18 protein-coding genes are annotated in these 16,997 nt (G+C 69.7%); 4 read left to right on the forward strand and 14 right to left on the reverse strand.

The window, feature by feature from the left end:
• Nucleotides 1–114: 114 nt before the first annotated feature.
• The 14 genes from GA0074696_RS20505 to GA0074696_RS20570 form a co-directional block, all read right to left on the reverse strand.
• Nucleotides 115–1,005: a hypothetical protein gene (locus GA0074696_RS20505; RefSeq protein WP_157746062.1), complete on the reverse strand. Its 891-nt coding sequence runs from the start codon at nucleotides 1,003–1,005 to the stop codon at nucleotides 115–117.
• A gap of 480 nt (nucleotides 1,006–1,485) precedes the next feature.
• Nucleotides 1,486–1,866 (reverse strand): hypothetical protein, encoded by a 381-nt coding sequence (locus GA0074696_RS20510; RefSeq protein WP_088962598.1) that lies wholly within the window; start codon nucleotides 1,864–1,866, stop codon nucleotides 1,486–1,488.
• A gap of 121 nt (nucleotides 1,867–1,987) precedes the next feature.
• A complete protein-coding gene (locus tag GA0074696_RS20515; RefSeq protein ID WP_088962599.1) occupies nucleotides 1,988–5,083 on the reverse strand; it encodes a LysM peptidoglycan-binding domain-containing protein in 3,096 nt (1,031 codons plus the stop codon).
• A gap of 396 nt (nucleotides 5,084–5,479) precedes the next feature.
• A complete protein-coding gene (locus tag GA0074696_RS20525) occupies nucleotides 5,480–5,902 on the reverse strand; it encodes a TadE/TadG family type IV pilus assembly protein (RefSeq protein ID WP_088962601.1) in 423 nt (140 codons plus the stop codon).
• On the reverse strand, nucleotides 5,899–6,333 hold the full coding sequence (locus GA0074696_RS20530; RefSeq protein WP_088962602.1) for a TadE family protein: 435 nt from the start codon (nucleotides 6,331–6,333) through the stop codon (nucleotides 5,899–5,901). The genes GA0074696_RS20525 and GA0074696_RS20530 overlap by 4 nt, the downstream gene beginning before the upstream one ends.
• Complete coding sequence (locus GA0074696_RS20535; RefSeq protein ID WP_157746063.1) at nucleotides 6,330–6,758, reverse strand: TadE family protein; 429 nt, start codon at nucleotides 6,756–6,758, stop codon at nucleotides 6,330–6,332. Before GA0074696_RS20535 ends, GA0074696_RS20530 begins: the two co-directional genes overlap by 4 nt.
• Nucleotides 6,755–6,955, reverse strand: coding sequence for a hypothetical protein (locus GA0074696_RS30910; RefSeq protein ID WP_157746064.1), 201 nt, complete (start codon nucleotides 6,953–6,955; stop codon nucleotides 6,755–6,757). Before GA0074696_RS30910 ends, GA0074696_RS20535 begins: the two co-directional genes overlap by 4 nt.
• A 33-nt stretch (nucleotides 6,956–6,988) precedes the next feature.
• Nucleotides 6,989–7,846, reverse strand: a complete 858-nt coding sequence (locus GA0074696_RS20540) for a type II secretion system F family protein (protein ID WP_088962604.1) — start codon at nucleotides 7,844–7,846, stop codon at nucleotides 6,989–6,991.
• Nucleotides 7,843–8,748 (reverse strand): type II secretion system F family protein, encoded by a 906-nt coding sequence (locus tag GA0074696_RS20545; RefSeq protein WP_088962605.1) that lies wholly within the window; start codon nucleotides 8,746–8,748, stop codon nucleotides 7,843–7,845. Before GA0074696_RS20545 ends, GA0074696_RS20540 begins: the two co-directional genes overlap by 4 nt.
• Nucleotides 8,745–10,268: a CpaF family protein gene (locus GA0074696_RS31970; RefSeq protein ID WP_088962606.1), complete on the reverse strand. Its 1,524-nt coding sequence runs from the start codon at nucleotides 10,266–10,268 to the stop codon at nucleotides 8,745–8,747. Before GA0074696_RS31970 ends, GA0074696_RS20545 begins: the two co-directional genes overlap by 4 nt.
• Nucleotides 10,258–11,067 carry a hypothetical protein gene (locus GA0074696_RS20555; protein ID WP_088962607.1) on the reverse strand — a complete coding sequence of 270 codons (810 nt, stop codon included), beginning with the start codon at nucleotides 11,065–11,067 and terminating at the stop codon, nucleotides 10,258–10,260. The genes GA0074696_RS31970 and GA0074696_RS20555 overlap by 11 nt, the downstream gene beginning before the upstream one ends.
• A gap of 1 nt (nucleotide 11,068) precedes the next feature.
• Nucleotides 11,069–11,632: an SAF domain-containing protein gene (locus GA0074696_RS20560; protein WP_157746066.1), complete on the reverse strand. Its 564-nt coding sequence runs from the start codon at nucleotides 11,630–11,632 to the stop codon at nucleotides 11,069–11,071.
• Between the two features lie 110 nt (nucleotides 11,633–11,742).
• Nucleotides 11,743–12,633, reverse strand: coding sequence for a hypothetical protein (locus GA0074696_RS20565; protein ID WP_088962609.1), 891 nt, complete (start codon nucleotides 12,631–12,633; stop codon nucleotides 11,743–11,745).
• Nucleotides 12,627–13,217, reverse strand: a complete 591-nt coding sequence (locus GA0074696_RS20570) for a hypothetical protein (protein ID WP_088962610.1) — start codon at nucleotides 13,215–13,217, stop codon at nucleotides 12,627–12,629. Before GA0074696_RS20570 ends, GA0074696_RS20565 begins: the two co-directional genes overlap by 7 nt.
• 538 nt (nucleotides 13,218–13,755) lie before the next feature.
• On the opposite strand from GA0074696_RS20570, the gene GA0074696_RS20575 reads away from it, so the two are divergent.
• Genes GA0074696_RS20575 through GA0074696_RS20590 form a run of 4 tightly spaced genes read left to right on the forward strand, consistent with a single transcriptional unit; the run spans nucleotide 13,756 to nucleotide 16,956 of the window.
• Nucleotides 13,756–14,277, forward strand: coding sequence for a hypothetical protein (locus tag GA0074696_RS20575; protein WP_088962611.1), 522 nt, complete (start codon nucleotides 13,756–13,758; stop codon nucleotides 14,275–14,277).
• A 50-nt stretch (nucleotides 14,278–14,327) separates the two neighbouring features.
• Nucleotides 14,328–14,852: an ImmA/IrrE family metallo-endopeptidase gene (locus GA0074696_RS20580; RefSeq protein ID WP_088964694.1), complete on the forward strand. Its 525-nt coding sequence runs from the start codon at nucleotides 14,328–14,330 to the stop codon at nucleotides 14,850–14,852.
• 5 nt (nucleotides 14,853–14,857) lie between these two features.
• Nucleotides 14,858–16,087, forward strand: coding sequence for an MAB_1171c family putative transporter (locus GA0074696_RS20585; protein WP_088962612.1), 1,230 nt, complete (start codon nucleotides 14,858–14,860; stop codon nucleotides 16,085–16,087).
• Nucleotides 16,084–16,956, forward strand: a complete 873-nt coding sequence (locus tag GA0074696_RS20590; protein WP_088962613.1) for an oxygenase MpaB family protein — start codon at nucleotides 16,084–16,086, stop codon at nucleotides 16,954–16,956. The genes GA0074696_RS20585 and GA0074696_RS20590 overlap by 4 nt, the downstream gene beginning before the upstream one ends.
• Nucleotides 16,957–16,997 lie beyond the last annotated feature (41 nt).

Consider the following 16,997-nt stretch of genomic DNA (forward strand, 5'->3'; position numbering starts at 1 on the left):
GCACCGTTACCTGCCTCTCGGCGAGACCGGCCCGTGGTGGGCCAGTAATGGCCGTTCCGGTGGAGCCCATCTCGTCCGTCATAGCCAGGACGGCGTCCAGCTAGCTGCCGGGCGTCATCGTGAGCGATACCGATCGCGCACTGCCGTGGGATCGACTGTCACGGCCAACGACTGCTGAGGCATCGAAGGCCTCGGTCGCGGGGGGCGGGGAAAGGCCCGTGCCGCAGCGCCTCGCTGACCTCCGTCGTCGTTCGCCTCCTGCCGCGGCAGGAGCGCCCGCGTGAGGTCTTGAACCACGTCGTCATCGCTGACGGCTGGTCGCCATCGCTCGGTGGTGCGGAAGACGAGCGATCCGGCCTGACCGGTCAGAGACGATTCTGCCCGGACGAACAGCTCGCGTCGCTGTAGAGCGGCGGCCAGCCCCTTGTGGAGCGTGGCGGCCATGAACGGGAGCTCTGCGTTGAGGCGTGCGATCCGCTGGTCGGGCGGGACCGCTGAATCGCTGCAGCCAGCGGACGCCTGTGGCCGCAGCCAGCGCAAGACCTCCGCCAGTTCTGCCGCAGCGTCCCGAGCTGGACCGACGGGCGGGGTGGCACGGATCTCCCCGGCTGCGATGGCCGCCTGCCGCCAACCGCCGACCATCTGCGGGTCGCCGGCGCTCGTCAGGACGTGCACGGCCAGTCCAAGTTGAGTGCCGAGCTGCAGGTGGGCGCCGGTGAGCTGCGCCGGGTTGTGCCACATCCATGTTCTCGCGGCGGCGATGGCCGTGATCGCCGCCTCTACGCTGCTGACCAGTGGTGCGGGATTCAGCGGAAATCGCGCGACGTTGAGCTCGTCCAGCGGGGGTTGTCCACGCCCCGCCGCGATGAGGTCCCGGGCGACCGCGCTCAGTCGGCTGCCGGCAGTCCATCTTGGGGTCTCCACCACTGGCCGGTAGATCTCCCGCCAAGTGCCCTTGCCCATGATCGAGCCATCCGGGCAGCGCGATATCAATCGTGGCCGCATGGACGGTCAGCCTGGCGATCTTGGCCAGGCCGGACTGGACGCCGCCGCCGGCCCGGATGGCGAGGCCCTCGGGTGTGCACGGCCCTCGGCCTGGGGGAACATGACTGGCGAGGATGTCTCCCATCACGCCGACAGCATCCGCAGCCCGCCGCAACGAGCGAGCCGGCTCCGTGCTGACGGCTATGGAGGCGGGCGGAAACCGCCGATCGACGATCGCGGCCGCTCGGAGCCCGACGTAGAACTGCGTGAGCACCTGCCCACGCCTCGCCAGGATTGCCGCCGCTCCCGCTCGATCCGGCACCTCTGCGGCGGGCCGGCCGCCGACGAGGAGCTCGGTCACGCGGGCCAGTTGGGTGAAGAGCGCCGACCGGGCCGTGACAGTGGCGTTGACGTCTGCTGCGGTCCTTGGCCGATCCCGCCCGATCGCCGCACTCGCGGTACTCAACGCCTCCAACGCCTCGCTGTGCCACTGGCCGAAGCTCATCCCAGAGCCGCCGCCGCTCGGCGTAGCTGCTGGGCGCCGGCGTCGTGACTGAGTCGGCCAGCCAGATCGAAGCGCTCATCGACGGCGCACCGCTCGTGGTAGCGGGCGAGCTGCTCCAGCATGTCCGTCACGGCCAGCCGGGTCTCTGCGTCGTCGCGTACCGGGGCCTCAGCGTCGACGATGACGTCTTGGTGATCCGCATAGAGCCGGGCTCGAACGTCCAGGAGTTCCAATCCGAAGCGGTCCCAGACCAGGTCATTGCCGGCCAGCTGTTTCCAGACTTCACAGGCCAGATGCATTGCCCCGGCCACAGCGAGATCGTCGGGTTCGGCGCGGAGGCGACTGCTGATCTCCCTGGCCGCGTCGACGTACTTCATGACGGCACCTCGGTTCGAAGTCTGCAACGTAGTCCACCCGTTCTGAATCGGTCGTCGTGCTGGCCAAGTAGTGGTTCCGGTCCTTCATACCTGCGGCCGAAGATCATCGAACTGCGGCTCCTCACCCCGTTCCGCTCGCGGTACTGGCGGCGAGCAGATCGGGAAGAAGCTCCCGCAGCAGGGCGTACGTTGTCGGCGCCAGGTCTTCGGGCACCTCGGCCTCCCGGGCACGCATCAGCTCCCCCAGCAGGTTACGTAGTTCCGCAGCGTGTCCCTCGGCGTGAGCAGCCCGCATGATGTCGCGCCAGGGCCCGTCATCGGCGCGGTCGGGGTCGGCCAGCCACGCCTGCTGTACGGCCCACCGAGCTCCGGCGATGTCCCCCGCCTCGAGGTACAGCTCCGCGAGGTCGTGGGCGGTGTCGACGACTGCGGACGTGATGTGCCCGGGATAGATGTCGGATTCGGGCAGCCAGGTGAAGGGGTTGCGGGTGCCGACGGCGTACGCCCGGTCGGCTCCGTCGAGGGGTGCGCCCCGAACGAACTCCAGCGCGGCGCGTAGATCCTTGACCCCGGCCGGGCCGCGGCTCTGCCCGCGACTCCGCAGCCGACGGAACAGATGCCAGTCCAGCAGGTAGCCCGGCGCGAGCCGGTACAGCCGATCGGATCCCATCTCCGGCAACCAGGCGGAGCCGTCCTGCCCCTCCCCCAGCCAGCGACGGGCCCGCGTGATGGCAACCCGGCGGCTGGCGTCCTTGACCTGCTGCTCCGGCCACAGTGCGTCGGTCAGTTGCTCGGCGGAGGCTCCGCGAGCGCCGCGTTGGGCGAGGTAGACGATGAGCTCCGCGTGGAAGCGACGGCGCTGGGCAGGTGCCGGGCCTGGCGCCTCGACGCTCACCGCGCCGAGCACGCCGATCCGGGGACGAGCGGTGTCCTGCTCCCGCCAGGCCCGTAGGTCCGAATCAAGCTCGGGATCGGACTGGCGGCGGCGCTGCCGGATCGCGGCGCTGACCTCCCGCCGGGGCCCGACGGGCAGTGTCTGGCCGGTGTCGATTCGCGGCACAGCGACGATCGGGTCCGCGGGCGCCGGTGGATCCGGGAAGTCCCGTATGCCGTTCTCGGGCACCTGCGACATCGCGGGCTCGGCAACATCGGTCGCGGTGAGGAGCTCAAGCACGGAGCCTGCTGCGTCGGTGCCCTCTGCCCAGTCCTCCAGTTCGGTCGCGGGCGGCGTCGGCTCGTCGCTGGCGTTTCGGGCCTGCGCCATGATCTCGACAAGGGGCTCGAGCTCGCGTACGGGTAAGCCCGCCGCCGCTCCCTCGACGAGGAGGAAGGGCAGGGCGAGATGCAGCGTCCCGTCCTCGTCGATGACGGCGGTGTTCGGACCGGTCGCCGCGTGGACCCGGGTGGTGCTGGCAAGAGCGACAGCGCACCGGCCGGCCTCCCGTAGCTCTTTGCCCAGCTCGTCCAGGAGATCGACGTCGTCGATGTCCGGGTCGGCGACGAGCAGCACCTGAGGTGCCCAGGCCTCGCCGTTGTCGAGGATGCGCCCCGCGAGGGCGTCCGCCGCTCCGGAAGCGTGGAGTGCGGTGGTGACGGCGGCGGCCCGCCGCCGGAGGCGGGCGACGGCTTCGCTGATGGACGAGGCTGACCGCACCCGGTCTGGGTTGAGTGCGATCAGCAGGTCGGTCTCGTGCGCCGGGAAGCCGGTGACCACGATCTCGACCTCGTCGGACCACGCATTGCACGCCAGCTCGCAGGCGATGTATCGGAGCAGTGCCAAGGTGCGCTCGCTGTCGCCCGCGATGGTGAGGCTGCCCAGTCGTTCGAGGTCGAGAAGGAGGTGCCGGCCCGGCTGGGACCCGACGGCGACGAGTGCGGGTAGCGGCGCGAGCTGCTCGGTGACGGCCGGCACGATGGCATCTCCGGGCAGGGTCCAGCGGCTGCCGTCGTCGATCCACGGGGCGGGCGGCTGAGGTGCCGGCGTGGTGAGGACAACGGTGACGCTCTGGTCGACGATCCACGCGGCGGCGATGTCCGGCAGGGGCTGTTCCCGTTCGGCAAGCGCCGCGGCGAGGCTGCGCAGGGCGAGATCGAGCCGGTCGACATCGGCGGGTTGTTCGGCGACCCGCAGCACCCGCTCCGTCGCTCCCTTGCGGGGGTGCGGTAGGCGTCGACCGGGTCGGCGGTGCTGGCGCTGGCGGTTCCGTTGACGTACCCCAGCGGCGAGCAGCAGCGCGGAGAGTAGACCGGCGCCCGCGAGTGCTCCCAGGACAATGTCCTCGTTGTCGTCGCTCTCCTCAGCTGACTGCGGGCGTTCCTGGTCTGCTTCGGCCCCGGTCTCGTCGCTGGGGCCTGCCGTAGCCGTTCGTTCGTCAGCAGGCGAGCTGACCGAGGCAGAGGGCGTAGGCGTAGCAGTCGGTGGGCTTGTGGGAGCGACGGTGGGCGCTGGGCTCGCATCACCCTGCCCGGGACCGTCGGTATCCGCACGGCCGGGGATGTCGTCACCGGCCTGCTGACGGGGATCGGCCGACGGGCCGCCAGCTTCTGGAGGGGTCGCCTGCGCTCGACCGCCATCCACGACCCGGCCTTGAGCTCGCTCGATCGGGCCGCGATCGCGCGCATCCCTGGGCAGGAGAATCCGCCATCCAGGCTCGATGTGGTCGGGGAAGCGAGCGTCACGCCGCTCGAGCTGCGGGTTGAGCGCGACGATGTCGACGTAGCGGTCGGCGTCACCGAGAAAGCGCTGAGCGACGCCCGACAACCAGTCGCCACGCGCCACCGAGTAGGCCAGGGGGTCAGCCGTCGCGGCGGGTGAGGCCAACATCGACGTAGTGGTGGCAGTCCGGGCGATGGCAATCGGGATCCGCAGGGTCCACCCGCCGTAGATCCGGGTGTTTCCCGGCCGGAGGCTGCGGCCGTCTGGTTGCGGCAACCCGTGATTCGCCTCGGCCAGGCGTTGCCACGAGACGTGGTACCGCTCGGCGACGGCGAGCAGGCTCTCTCCGCGCTCCACGGAGTGCTCCAGGTAGCCATCCGCTGCTACGGCGGTCGTGGCGGTATCCGGCGAGATGGCCCTCTCGGAGGGCGCCTGGTTCGCTCCGACCGCGACGGGCTGAGCGACAGCGGTGGGCACGGCTGCCGAGGCCAGGACCGGCGCAGCGAACGCACCGATGATGGCGGCGACCAACGCGGCGGCGGCCCGCTGTTGGAGACGCATGCCGGGGAGCCGTGCGATGTGGCGCGCGTCCCTTCCGGCGACCCTGCACCTGAGCAGCGGTCTCCGCTATGACGGCGACGAGGAAGGTGGCCCACGTCCACGCGGCCAGAACGGCGGCCACCCAGCCGACCAGCGCCAGGGTCTGCAGGAACAGGTCTCCGTCGTCACGGGTACTGAGTGCCTGCCAGACCTGGCTGGCGGCGGTGCCCGGATCGTGGGTGAGGGTGGCGAACCAGCCGCCGAGGTCGGCGAGGGGGTTGCCGGCAGCCCAGAGCAGCACGGGTGGAAGGGCGACGATCACCGCGATCAGGGCAAGAGCGCCGACTCCGGTCAGTGCCTGTTGGCCGCGACCGGCGGTGGGTGCAGTGCGTGCCACGGATGCTCCTTTGCGAGCTGCTACTGAGCGATCAGGTTCGCGGTCGCTCGGCCGGTCACCGTCGTGCCTCCGCCTCCGGCGAACAAATCGAGCAGGATCGGGTTGTAGGTGACGGTGACGGTGACCGTGAGCTGTTGGGCGTCGTTGACAGTGACGGCGCCGGTGACCCCGTCGAGATTGTCGAGGTACGCCTGCACCGCGGAGGCGGCGAGCGAGGCGTCGACCTCCTTGGCGCCGCCGTCGATGGCCTGTCCGGCCTTGATCGCCTGTCCGCCGGCGCGGGCTGCCTCGGTGGCGATGTTGTCCGCGCGCTGGTAGGCGCGCACCTTGGCGCCACCGTCGACAACGAGGCCGATCAGGGCGAGGAAGGCGGGTGCGAGAACGGCGAACCAGATCGTGACCCGGCCGTCGTCGTCGCCCATTCGGCGGATGGCCGCTCTCATGATCTTCCCCGGTATGTGTCCAAGGGGCTGGTGAAGGATGCTCGGATCGGCACGGTGCCGGGCATGCCGGGTAGCGCGACGTCGGAGAAGGTGGCGGTGCAGTTGAGCGTGGCGGTGACGGTGGCGGGTTGCCCAACGGGGACGTCGAAACCTGCGGTGGAGACCGTGATGTCGAGGTTGGTGCAGCTCAGCCCCTGGGCATCAAGGGTGGTGTTGGCGGCCTCCCGTGCCTGAGTCCTCGCCTCCCCCGGGGTACGTGCCAAGGAGGCGGTGCGGGCGGCGTCGTAGGCGGCCGCTTCCAGCGCCTGACGGGCGAGGTTGACCCGGCCACCGATGACGGCGCCGGCGAACAGCGCCAGGATCGCCGGCGCGACCACGGCCATCTCGATGGATGCCGATCCGCGTTGACCGCGGACCCACCGCGTCCTCATGGCGTGGTCGGCCGTTCTACCGGGCCGTGCGCGGATTTGCTGATCGTCCAGCTGAATCCGGGGAGCACGGTGACGGCCTGGCCGGTGACGGTGGCGCGCACCTCCGTTCCCGTACGCGTGACGACGACCTGCCGGTCGTCCAGCCCGACCCCAGCCGTGGACAGGAAGCCTTCGGCTCGGGTCTCGCCGGCGGCGACGGTGGACTGGTAGCCACGGGCGCCGTTGACACCCTGGGTGGCGGCAGCCAGTGCGATGGACTGGGCGAAGAAGACCAAGCCGGTCTGCACGACGGCGAAGGTCAGCAGGAGCATCGGCAGCGCGATGACGGCGAACTCCACCGGTGAGCTGCCACGGTCGCGCAGAAAGGGGTCGGCCCGCCCGCGCCGGGTTGGGCGCGGGCGGACGACGGTCGGCTTCTTCCTCACGGCTGGGTGGGGATGAGCGCGACCCAACCGTTGGCAACGGCGACGATCGCTCCGGCGACGACCACGGCGCCGGCGACGAGGATGGCGGTGATGACGGCGGTGCCGACAGGGCTGTCGCCCCGGTCGGCCTCGGCCGGATCGGTCATGTCCTGCCAGCGGGCTGCGAGGTAGGCGACAAGAGCGTGGATGGGGTGCATGGCGGTTCCCTCCGTGAATAAGGTTGTGCCGCGTCAGTGGACGAACAAGCGGGCCATGAACGGGTAGCCGATGAGGACGAGAAGGACGAGGATCAGCGCCGCGGCGGGGATGTCGAGCTTGTTGGTACGCAGCTCGGCTTGGGCGAGGGCCTCGGTGCGGATCCGATCCCGCATCGAGTCGGCGCGAGCGCGGAGCGTGTGGTGGACGTCGGCGCCCTCGTTGCCGGCGGTGCGCATGATGTCCGCCAAGTCGCCCAGCTCGACGACCTCGATGTCCCGGGCGAGGACCTTCAGCTCGTCCCACGGCGGCCGCAGCTGGAGCTGCGCGCTGAGCAGGGCGTCCCGGATTCGAGCGAAGACCCAGCCGTGGCAGACGCTGGCCGCGCGGTCCAGCGATTCGACCGGGCCGTGGCCACCGAGGACCTGGTGGGCCGCGAGGTCGAGGTAGGTGCACATGCCACGGGTGAATTCCGCGCGGGCGGTGTTGGCCTTGACGACGAGCTCCCGGTGGGCCAGCACCGCACCGGCAAGCGCGGCGGCGAGCGTCCCGCCGGCGGGGATGAACACGGGTATCGGCAGGGCCAGGACCGCGACGGCAATGGTGATCAGGGCGGGCAGGAGCAAGCAGAACAGCGCAGACAGGCCAAGAGTGAGGAGGTACTGGTCGGTGCTGCGGTCGAGGAGCCGCAGGTCGGCGTGCGGCACCGAGAATCGGCGCCGGAGCCAGCCGACGCTGGCCAGAGTGCTGCTCGGGGTGCTCATCGGATGCAGCCGGCGAAGCGCCGGCCCGAGTGCTGGCGGCGCGGGAATCAGCTGTACGACCAGCAAGAACATCCCGAGGCCCATCATCGCGCCGGCGATGACCATGGCGGTGAGGTGACCGCTGTTCATGCCGCTGCCCCCAGCGTCTGGGTGTCCGCCGGCGGCAACAGGCGTTCCCGCCTGGGCGGGAGGCTGAGTCGGCGTACCGAGGTCATGAGCGCGACGTACAGGCCGGCGAGGAAGACCAGGACAAGTTGCCCCAACGCGCTGCCGTAGGGCTGCAGGTAGTGCGGGTTGAGCATTCCGTACGCCAGGAGCAGGATGGTCATGCCGGTCAGGAACCGGACCGCGAAGCGGGAGCCTTCGCGCTTGGCGTCGATCGTCGAGCGCATCTCGATCTCAGCGGCGATGGATCGGCTGATGCCGGTCAGCACCTCGTGCAGACCCTCACCCCGGTCGGTGACGTGGAGCATGAGCGGAGCGATGACCTGATCGGCGGTGTAGTCGTCGAGGTCGTCGGCCAGCTGCTGCAGTGCGACGATCGGGTCGCCGCCGGCCTGTAGCCGCGCCGCCAGATCACGGATCTCCTGCTCGACGAGTTGCGGTGCCGTCGCGGCGGTCGCCACGACCGCCTGCTGCAGGCCGATCCCTCGGGCGACGATGTCCGCCAACCGGCGGGTCCAGGCTTCCACCGCCTCCAGCCGGGCGATCGCCTGCTTCTCGGCGCGGCCGGCGGCGAAGAGCCAGGGTATGCCGGGGACGGCGATGCCGATGATGGCGCCGGCGGCGGGCCAGCCGGTCAGGAGCCAGGTCAGTGCGCCGGCAACGACTGCGGCAACCGTCTTGACCTGGTGGTTGCGTTGCTCGCGCCGCGTCCGCCCCGGTCCGACCCACCAGCGGCGGGCCCGCTGCTGAAGAGCCGACGGCGGACGGGGCGGCCGGGTGGTTCCTACGACGCCGACCACACCGACAACCGCCCCGGAGACGGCGAGCAGACCTGCCAGCACAGCGGCGAGATCGAGCAGGCTCACGGCCGCCTCCCCAGCGTGTCGAGGCGGGTGGTCCAGGCACCGCGGTTGTGCTCGCCCTGCTGGATGTAGCCGGTGAGCTGACGGGGGTCGTAGCCGACCCGCAGGAGGGAGTCGAGCAGCCGTTCGGGGAGGTGGCGCGGCACGGCCCGTCCGTCCGGCCCCGGCCCGAAGATCTGCGTGGTGACGAGCTGGTCCCCGCTCATCCCGCCCACCTCGACGATCTCAGAGACGTAGCGGTGCTTGCGTCCGCCGAGCTTGGTCTCGTCCTCGACGCTCACGTACACGATGAGGTCGATGGCGCCGGCGGCCATCCGCCGCGCCAGCTCGGCGGTCATCTCGGGCCCGTGCTGCAGGGCGAGCTCGACGACCCGGTCCATGACGGCTCGGGGATCGCGAGCGTGGATGGTGCAGAGCGAACCCTTGCTGGTGGCCATGGCCTGCAGCATCGGCACGATCTCTCGGGACCGGACCTCGCCGACGATGATCCGCTGGACCGACATCCGGAGGGTCAGCGGGATCATGTCCATGATCGTGACCTCACCGGCAGGTCGGCCATCGACGCCGCGGGATCCGTGGCCTTCCCGGGATTCGAGGCTCATCGCCCAGCGATGCCGGCCGGTGGTGTGCAGGCCGAGCTCGCGCGACTCCTCCAGCGTGACGAACTGCTCCCCGGCAGGGATCTCCCGAGCCAGTCCGCGCAGTAGGGTGGTCTTCCCGGCATCGGCGAGGCCGGCGACCATGATGTTGAGACCGGCTGCCATGGCGGCCTTCAGGAACTGGCAGATCAGTTCGTCCAGGGCGCCGTACCGGTCGCGGAGGTCCTCCAGGCTGACGTCCATGAGGGTGTGCCGGCGGATGGCGGCGTAGGGCCGCACCGACACCTGCATGAGTACGGTGAGGCGGCTTCCGTCCGGCAGCTGCATGTCCAACCACGGCTTCGTCGACGACAGCGAGCGTTCGGTCGCCCCGGCGCGCATCGCGAGGACCTGGAACATGTCGGCCAGTTCCTTGTCGCTGTCGGCGACGGGATCGCCTGTGGTGATCCGCCCGTCGGTGTGCTCGATCCGTACGTTGTCGCAGCCGAGGATGTGGATGTTGACGATGTCCGGTCGATCCAGCAGCTGTTGCAGGCGCCCCAGGCCGAACATGTCGGCGGCGACGGCATCGAGCAGGGCATCCTCTTCCGCCTGCGATATCGGCTGTCCCGCCTGGTGCAGAGTGTCGACGTGATCGCGTACCAGCCGCGCGGCGATGCGTTCCGCCTCCGCCTGTCGATGATCGGTGGACACGTTCGGCGTCTCTCGAAGAGCGGCCGTCAGCTCGGCGCTGACCCGGGCGCGCAGCAGCCGAACTGCCGCGTAGTCGATGCTGACCGGCGGTCGATCAGCGGGGGCTGGCGGTCCAAGATCCGGCGCGGAGGCGTCCGGGGTGCCGTTGGTCGGCCAGCGGTGGCCGTTCGTGGCGATCCGGTCAACCGCCGCCGGCCGGGTCGGACCGCTGTACCCGCGCTTATCGGACATGGCTGCTCCCGGTCGACGATGTCGTAGCGAGATGCGCCCGCCGGCGTGTGATCGCCTCCCGTACGGCAGGTTCGGCACCTGCGGCGGCCCGCAGCAGATGTTGGCCTCCTCGAAGCCGGCCGCCACCGTCGCTGAGCACCTCCGCGGTACGTCGGTCGTCGGGCAGCTCCATCAAGGTCGGAAGCTGCAGCCGCTGTTCGATGTCCCGCCGGCGGTAGGGGCCGTCACCGATCAGAGCCAGGGCGAGTGCGCCATCCCCTCGCCCGTACTGCGTGAGCTCCCGACGGAGCAGTTCGGCCGCGGCTGCAGCCGGGGCGATGGTGCGCAGAGTTGCCGCTCGTACGACGAGGAGCACCAGGTCGGCGCGGAAGAGCAGCGGCCAGGGCGGCGCGTTGGTGGTCAGGCGGCCGCAGTCGGCGACGACGTCGTAGCCGTCGTCGCCGCGCTCCAGCTCGCTGAGAAACACCGCCAGCGGCTCCCAGGTCGGGCGGATCGTCCCCGCCTGCACCGGGTCGTTGATGCCGGGCAGCAGGAGCCGCCTACCGCGATGCTTGGCGTCGAGGTCGACCAGTTGGTGAGCAAAGGCGTCGGCGAGCTGGTCGCGCAGCGCGGCCGCCGCCAGCGGCAGCAGGCCGATCGGCGGGATCTCCAGACTCGAGAGGTACCCGCTCAGGATGCTGCCGCCGGATGGGTCGCATTCGGCCAGCACCGTACGTCCGCCCCAGGTCAGCGTGCAGGCGACCGCTGTGGTGGTGACGCCGGGTGAGCCCTTGGCCGACACCATCGCGATGAGTGCCACGTCAGTCCCCCGTGGTCAGGGCGACGACGATGCGACCGGCAGCGGCGCGCGCGGCCACGAGCGGGCCGTCGCGTTCGACGACGGCCACGTTGAGGAGCGTCGTCCCCTCCTTCGCCCCGTCCCGTACGTCCACGACGCTGGCTTTGATGCTGATCGGTGCCGCCGTCGCCTGCTGAGTCGCTACCGGGCCGTCGTCGGCGGTAAGGACGAGGACGACCTCCGCGCCGGGCTTGATCCGCTCGGCAGGCATGCGCTCCTGCGGCAGGCTGATCCCGACCAGCTGTCTGCCCGGGCCGGGCACCGCGGTGTCGGTGAGCTGCGCCTCGGTCAGCAGGGTGCCAGGCACCAGTGCGACCGCGGCGAACTTCCCAACGACGGTGTCGGCAGCGCTGACCCGGATGGGCTTGAGGGCCGGGTCGCCCGTGATCCGTACGGTGCGAAGGTCGGAGCGATCGATCGTGGAGCCGACCTCCACCGTGGCGGCCACTGCCAGATACTCGGCTGTGGTGCCCACTTTGCGCAGCACGGCAGCGGCGATCAACCCGCCGGCAGCGATCAGTGCCACCGCGAGCCAGACGAGCGCCGGGCGCCAGCGTCGTTGCGGAGCGACTCTGGGCACGGCGTACGGTGCCGCAAGCGGTGGGGTGGCCCGGGAGGATGTGGTGGGGGCGCTCGTCATGACGTGATCACCTGCAGTTCGTCGATGTCGATCGTCGCGGTGGACGAGAGGTCGATGGATTGCGAGCCGCTGTTTCCGCCCCCACCGCTCCACGTGATCAGCCAGGACGTGGTCGCCGTGACGGTGTACCGCCCCCCGCGCTGGGTGCTGCTTGGCTGCGAGTAGCCGTCGTATCCGCAGTCCGGTGACCGCTGCTTGCCGAAGGACGGCTGGTAGGGGGTGCCGGGCTTGGTGCAGGTGACGGAGTTACCGTCCCCCATGCTCCAGACGATCTTCTGGGCGCGGGCGGTGGCGGTGACCGAGCGACCGGGCACCGCCGCAGTCCGGGTGATGGGCCCCCAGGTGGTGGGACTGACGTTGTTCCAGAGCCAGATCGGTAGCCCGACCAGGCCGGCGCCGTTCGTTCGCGGTGCGATCCCGATGCGCGGCCCGTCGAGGTTCATCTCGGCGATGGCTCGTTGGGCGAGTTCCTGGTACGAGGGCAGGATTCCGGCGGGCGGGTCGGGCGACCAGGTGGCCGGACTCTGCGAAGCGATGCCGCCGTAGACGCCGCAGGTGCGGATGCTCCAGTAGCCGTCGGTACGACCGCCGGTCGGCGGCGGGACCCGCTTGACGTAGCAGGCCCCGTCCCAGACGCCGAGCTCGTCGACCACGCACGGCACAGGCTGGCCTTCGTAGCTGCACCCCCGGCCGGCACCGCCCCCGCCGTTGTTGCTCCCGCCGCCGTTTCCGCCGTCCCCCGTGCCCGGCTTCTCCACCACCCAGTAGCAGTTGCCCAGCGCGTCGCAGTGCTCGTAGTCGGCGTACGCGGGGCCGGGTGCTAGCAGTGCGCCGAGGCCGACCGCGAGGCCCAGAGCCGCGGCGCCTGCCGCTCTGCGGCTCAGCATGGCCTCTCCCGCTGGGCGCTGACCTCCCGGATTCGCCACTGGCCGTCGCCGGACAACTCCGCCTGGGCAATCACCACGTACCTCGTCGCCTGGCCCTTGGTGCGGACGGACTTGCCGGTCTTCTTGGAGACCACGTCCCACCCGCTGGTGTCGAAGCAGTCCTCGATCTCCGCAGTGAAGGGACGCCGGGTGGTGTCGACCTTGCTCACGGCGGGCGTGGTCTCTGGCTCCCCGGTGGTGACGAGCCCCTGCTGAAACTTGATCAGCAGGTCCTGGCGCACCGTCAGTAGCGCCGGGTTCGCGACGAACCGGTCAAGCTTGGCGTTGTAGTCACCGTTGTTGGAAGCGGCGACGTAGGTCCGGACGTAGTTCCGATAGGCGGTCAGCGCAGCGGCCGCCGCTTCGGCGCTCTCGGCGTCGGCGGTCGGTGAAGGCGATGCCGACGCTGGTGAGGTGCCCGAAGTCGGCGTCACGGCAGGCTTGTCCTCGCCGCACCCCATCAATCCGGCCAGCATTGCGCCGGTGAGCCCGGCGGCGATCCACCGTACGCTCGGGTTCGCGGCCTTGCTGGTGATCTTGATCAAGGCGTCTCTCCTCTGTTGGCTGGCACGACCTCGGCCTGCCGCCGACGATGCCTTGGCGGGTCGCCCATTCGTCGGATGTGGACGCACCGCCGCCGACCTGCCCGGGCTGTACGGGGGTTCGCTGATTACCCGCCGAGTGGATTCGCCGATTGAGAGCCGGTGATGCTGGGCCGCCGGAAGGTCTCCCTACCCGAGCGGCCCAGCGTCCCCCTCCGGTCGACGGCGTCCGGACCGAGTTGCTGCTCCCATGTGTCCGGAACTCTCCGCCGAACAGGCCGGCGAGTCCTGCGGGATGCATCCCCCCGTTGCGCTCCTCGTGGAGCTGATCCCTCCCACCGGCAACTCCCCCGTTCGGATCAGTGGGCCGGCCACCCACACCACCAGAAACACATGCGTTGAGCAGATCGTCGCTGCGCTCAACAGGCGTTGCTCAACGTAGAGGCGATCATAAGCTCACATTCGGTGCGTGTGTCAACATCTGTTTTGCTGACGCTTACATCTGCGACACTGCTGTTTAGGTCGCTGGAGGGTGAAGAACATGGTCGAAGATCGGCATGCTGAGCGGGAGTTGCCACCCCTCGATACGCTGGCCGCCAGGGTGGAGTACCTGTTCGACAAGATCCGCCCCACGCCGGAGGAGCTCAGCGAATCCGACGAACCCGACCGCCGCTACACCAACAAAGAGATCGCCGACAAAATCAACGCACTGGCGGGCGATACCGGCGTCACCATCAGCGCCGCCTACATCGGCGAGCTACGCCGAGGCGTGGCGAGCGACCCTCGGATGTCGCACGTACGGGCCTTGGCAACCGCATTCGGTGTCAACTCCGGCTACTTCGTCGATGAGGCGGCAGCGCAACGAATCCAGGAGCAGATCGGGCTGCTGAACGAGCTCCGTCGGATGGACGTCAAGCAGGTGGCACTACGTCAGGTGCTCGCCGACAGTGGACTGTCCGCCACGGACACTCAGTTGATCGAGCAAATGGTGGCGCGTCTACGGGCGGTGGCCCAAGGCGCCGGCCCTGATGGAGCCAGCGATGCGCCTGACGATCGCAGGTAGCGGTGCTGATCCTTCGGTGGCAGTACGCCGACGAACGGGGGAACGCTGAGGTGACGTTGAACCGACTACGCAAGCGCTGCGAGCAGCTGCTCACCGCGCTGAAGGTGCCGGAGCCGTTCGACATACGCGCGCTGTGCCAAGTCCTCGGCCAGCGGCGCGGCCGGCCCATCCACCTGGTTCCGATCAAGCTGCCGGCACGCACGGTGTGCGGCATGTTCGTACCGACGGGAGACTTCGACGCCATCTTCTTCGAGCAGAACACTTCTCCGTTGCACCAGATGCTGATCATCGGACACGAGCTGGGACACCTGATCGCCGGTCATCAGACGACCGAGGTGCTGGACCCGGAGGCCTCACGGATGCTGCTGCCGGACCTCGACCCGCAGTTGGTCCAGCGCAGCCTCGGTCGCAGCAACTATGCCGCCGCCGAGGAGCGCGAAGCCGAGATGATCGGATCGCTGCTCCTTCGCCGGACGCGCAGGGGCGCCAGCGAGGAGGACGACTTACCGTTGGACAGGCGGCAGGCCGAGCTGTACGGCCGGCTGCGGCTGTCGCTGGAACACCCCGACTGGTAGCGCGGATGGACACCACCCTGTACGCCGGCTGCTCCCTCGCGGGCTGGATCGCCTTCGGGTACATGCTGCGCCTGCAGCGTCGGCAGCCCAGCCACGCGCGCGGCGCGATCTGCGTTGCTCTCGGAGCGTTCGCCGTCGGCATCACGCTCGCCGTTCCGCCGCTCGCGACCGCCATCGATCACGCATCGGGACTGCCGAACCTGGCCAAGGTCCTCTCCCACGGGTGCGCGATGACGATCGCCGTGAGCGCCGAGAGCATGCTCCTGCACCTGGCGCTCCCGCCGAGGACGGCCGCCGCCCGCGTCCGGCTCTGGATGCTGGTCACCGGCGGCGCCTTCCTCGCCATGGTCGGGTTGTTCGCCCACACGCTCACCTACGACAGCCCCGTGCTCCTCACGGTCGAGTACGCGACCGACCCGGCGGTGACCGCGTACCTGCTGATCTTCATGACCCTGGGCTTCTTCGCCTACTGCATCGACATCGCCCGGCTGTGCTGGCGCTTCGCCCGAATCTGCGGCCGTCCCTGGCTGCGCCGGGGCCTCCGCGTCACGGCTGTCGGCGCCGCCTTCGCCCTGCTCTACAGCACAAACAAGATCGTGTACCTGGTGGCCTACTGGAACGGCTACCGCCCCACCGGCGAGCGGGAGATCGCCGCGGTCCTGGTGGCCATCAGCGCGCTGCTCATGATGGTCGGTCTCACCATGCCGGCGTGGGGCCCGATCTTCGCGATCACGCGACGCTGGGACGACTTCCGCTTCTACCGCCAACTGGAACCACTCTGGCGGAACCTCATCGCTGAACTGCCGGAACTCGAGCTCGATGCGAGCCTGCGCCGGCCCCTCACGGCCGTGCGGGACATCGACTACGCCCTGACCCGCCGGGTCGCCGAGATCCGGGACGCACGACTCTCGCTGCGCCCCTACATGGATGCCCGGGTGACGGTGCTGGCCGAGCAGTTCGCTGAGCAGGCTGAGGTGAACGACGACGAACGGCGAGCTGCGGTGGAAGCAGCCCACCTCGCCTGTGCTCTGCGCGCGCACCGCGCCGGCCTTGCCGCCGAACTCATCCAGCCCGCAGATGACCTACATCGTCCCGCTGGTGGCTACGCCGGCGAGGTCTCCTGGCTGACGCTCGTCTCCACCGCCTACGCCCGATCGGTCGTGGTGGCCCGGACGCTCACCGCGTCCCGCCACCTCCGTACCTCGCAGTCCCCGCTTGGAGATGCCCGACGATGAGAGCTCGTTACGCCAACCTCGCTCGCATCCGCGAACTCGACCCGGAGCGCGATTACCTGGCCATCTACCAGACGATGCTGCGCTACGAGTTCCCGTGGGACATGAAGCTCGGGCTCAACCTGGCATTCAACCGGTCCTTCTCGATCCCGTCGATCGCCGCCGTGCACACCGCCACCGGCGAGCTGACCGAGCGTACGCAGAAGCGCATCGACGACACCGGTCTCCTGATGTACGAGATGGTGCTCAACGGCTTCGACCAGCCACGCGGCCGCGACGCTCTGCGGCGGGTCAACCAGATCCACCGCCCGTACGGCATCCCCAACGACGACTACCTCTACGTCCTCGGCTGCCTCGTGGTCATTCCGACCCGGTGGCTGCAGCAGTACGGCTGGCGCCAACCCTGTTGCCACGAGCGGCAGGCCACCTACCTGTTCTATCGCGAGCTGGGCCGGCGCATGGGCATCAGTGACATCCCCGGCTCCTACGAGGAGTTCGAGACCTGGTTCGACGCCCACGACGCCACCCACCTGCAGCCCAACGGCGACGCCGCGGCAATCGAGCGAGCCACCCGCATGCTGATGCTCACCCGCATCCCCAAGCCCTTCGCCCCGCTGGGCAACGCGCTGGTCAGCGCCATGTACGACGCGCCGCTCCGGCACGCGATGCGAGTCGACGCGCCGACTTGGCCGGTCCGGGCCGGCCTGCACGCGGCATTGAAGATGCGGTCGCGGCTTCAGCGGTGGTTCGGAGCGCCACAGACCACGCCGTTGTTCGCCGACGGCATCAAAGCAAAGAGCTATCCCGACGGGTACGAGATCAGCCAGCTCGGTCCGCAGCAAGACCAGGTGCCTGGTCGACCCAGCGCATGAGCAGCCGGCCAGCGCTGGTATCGGCGCCACAGCGCCTTGGG

The sequence above is a fragment of the Micromonospora purpureochromogenes genome, assembly GCF_900091515.1.
Lineage (GTDB): Bacteria > Actinomycetota > Actinomycetes > Mycobacteriales > Micromonosporaceae > Micromonospora > Micromonospora purpureochromogenes.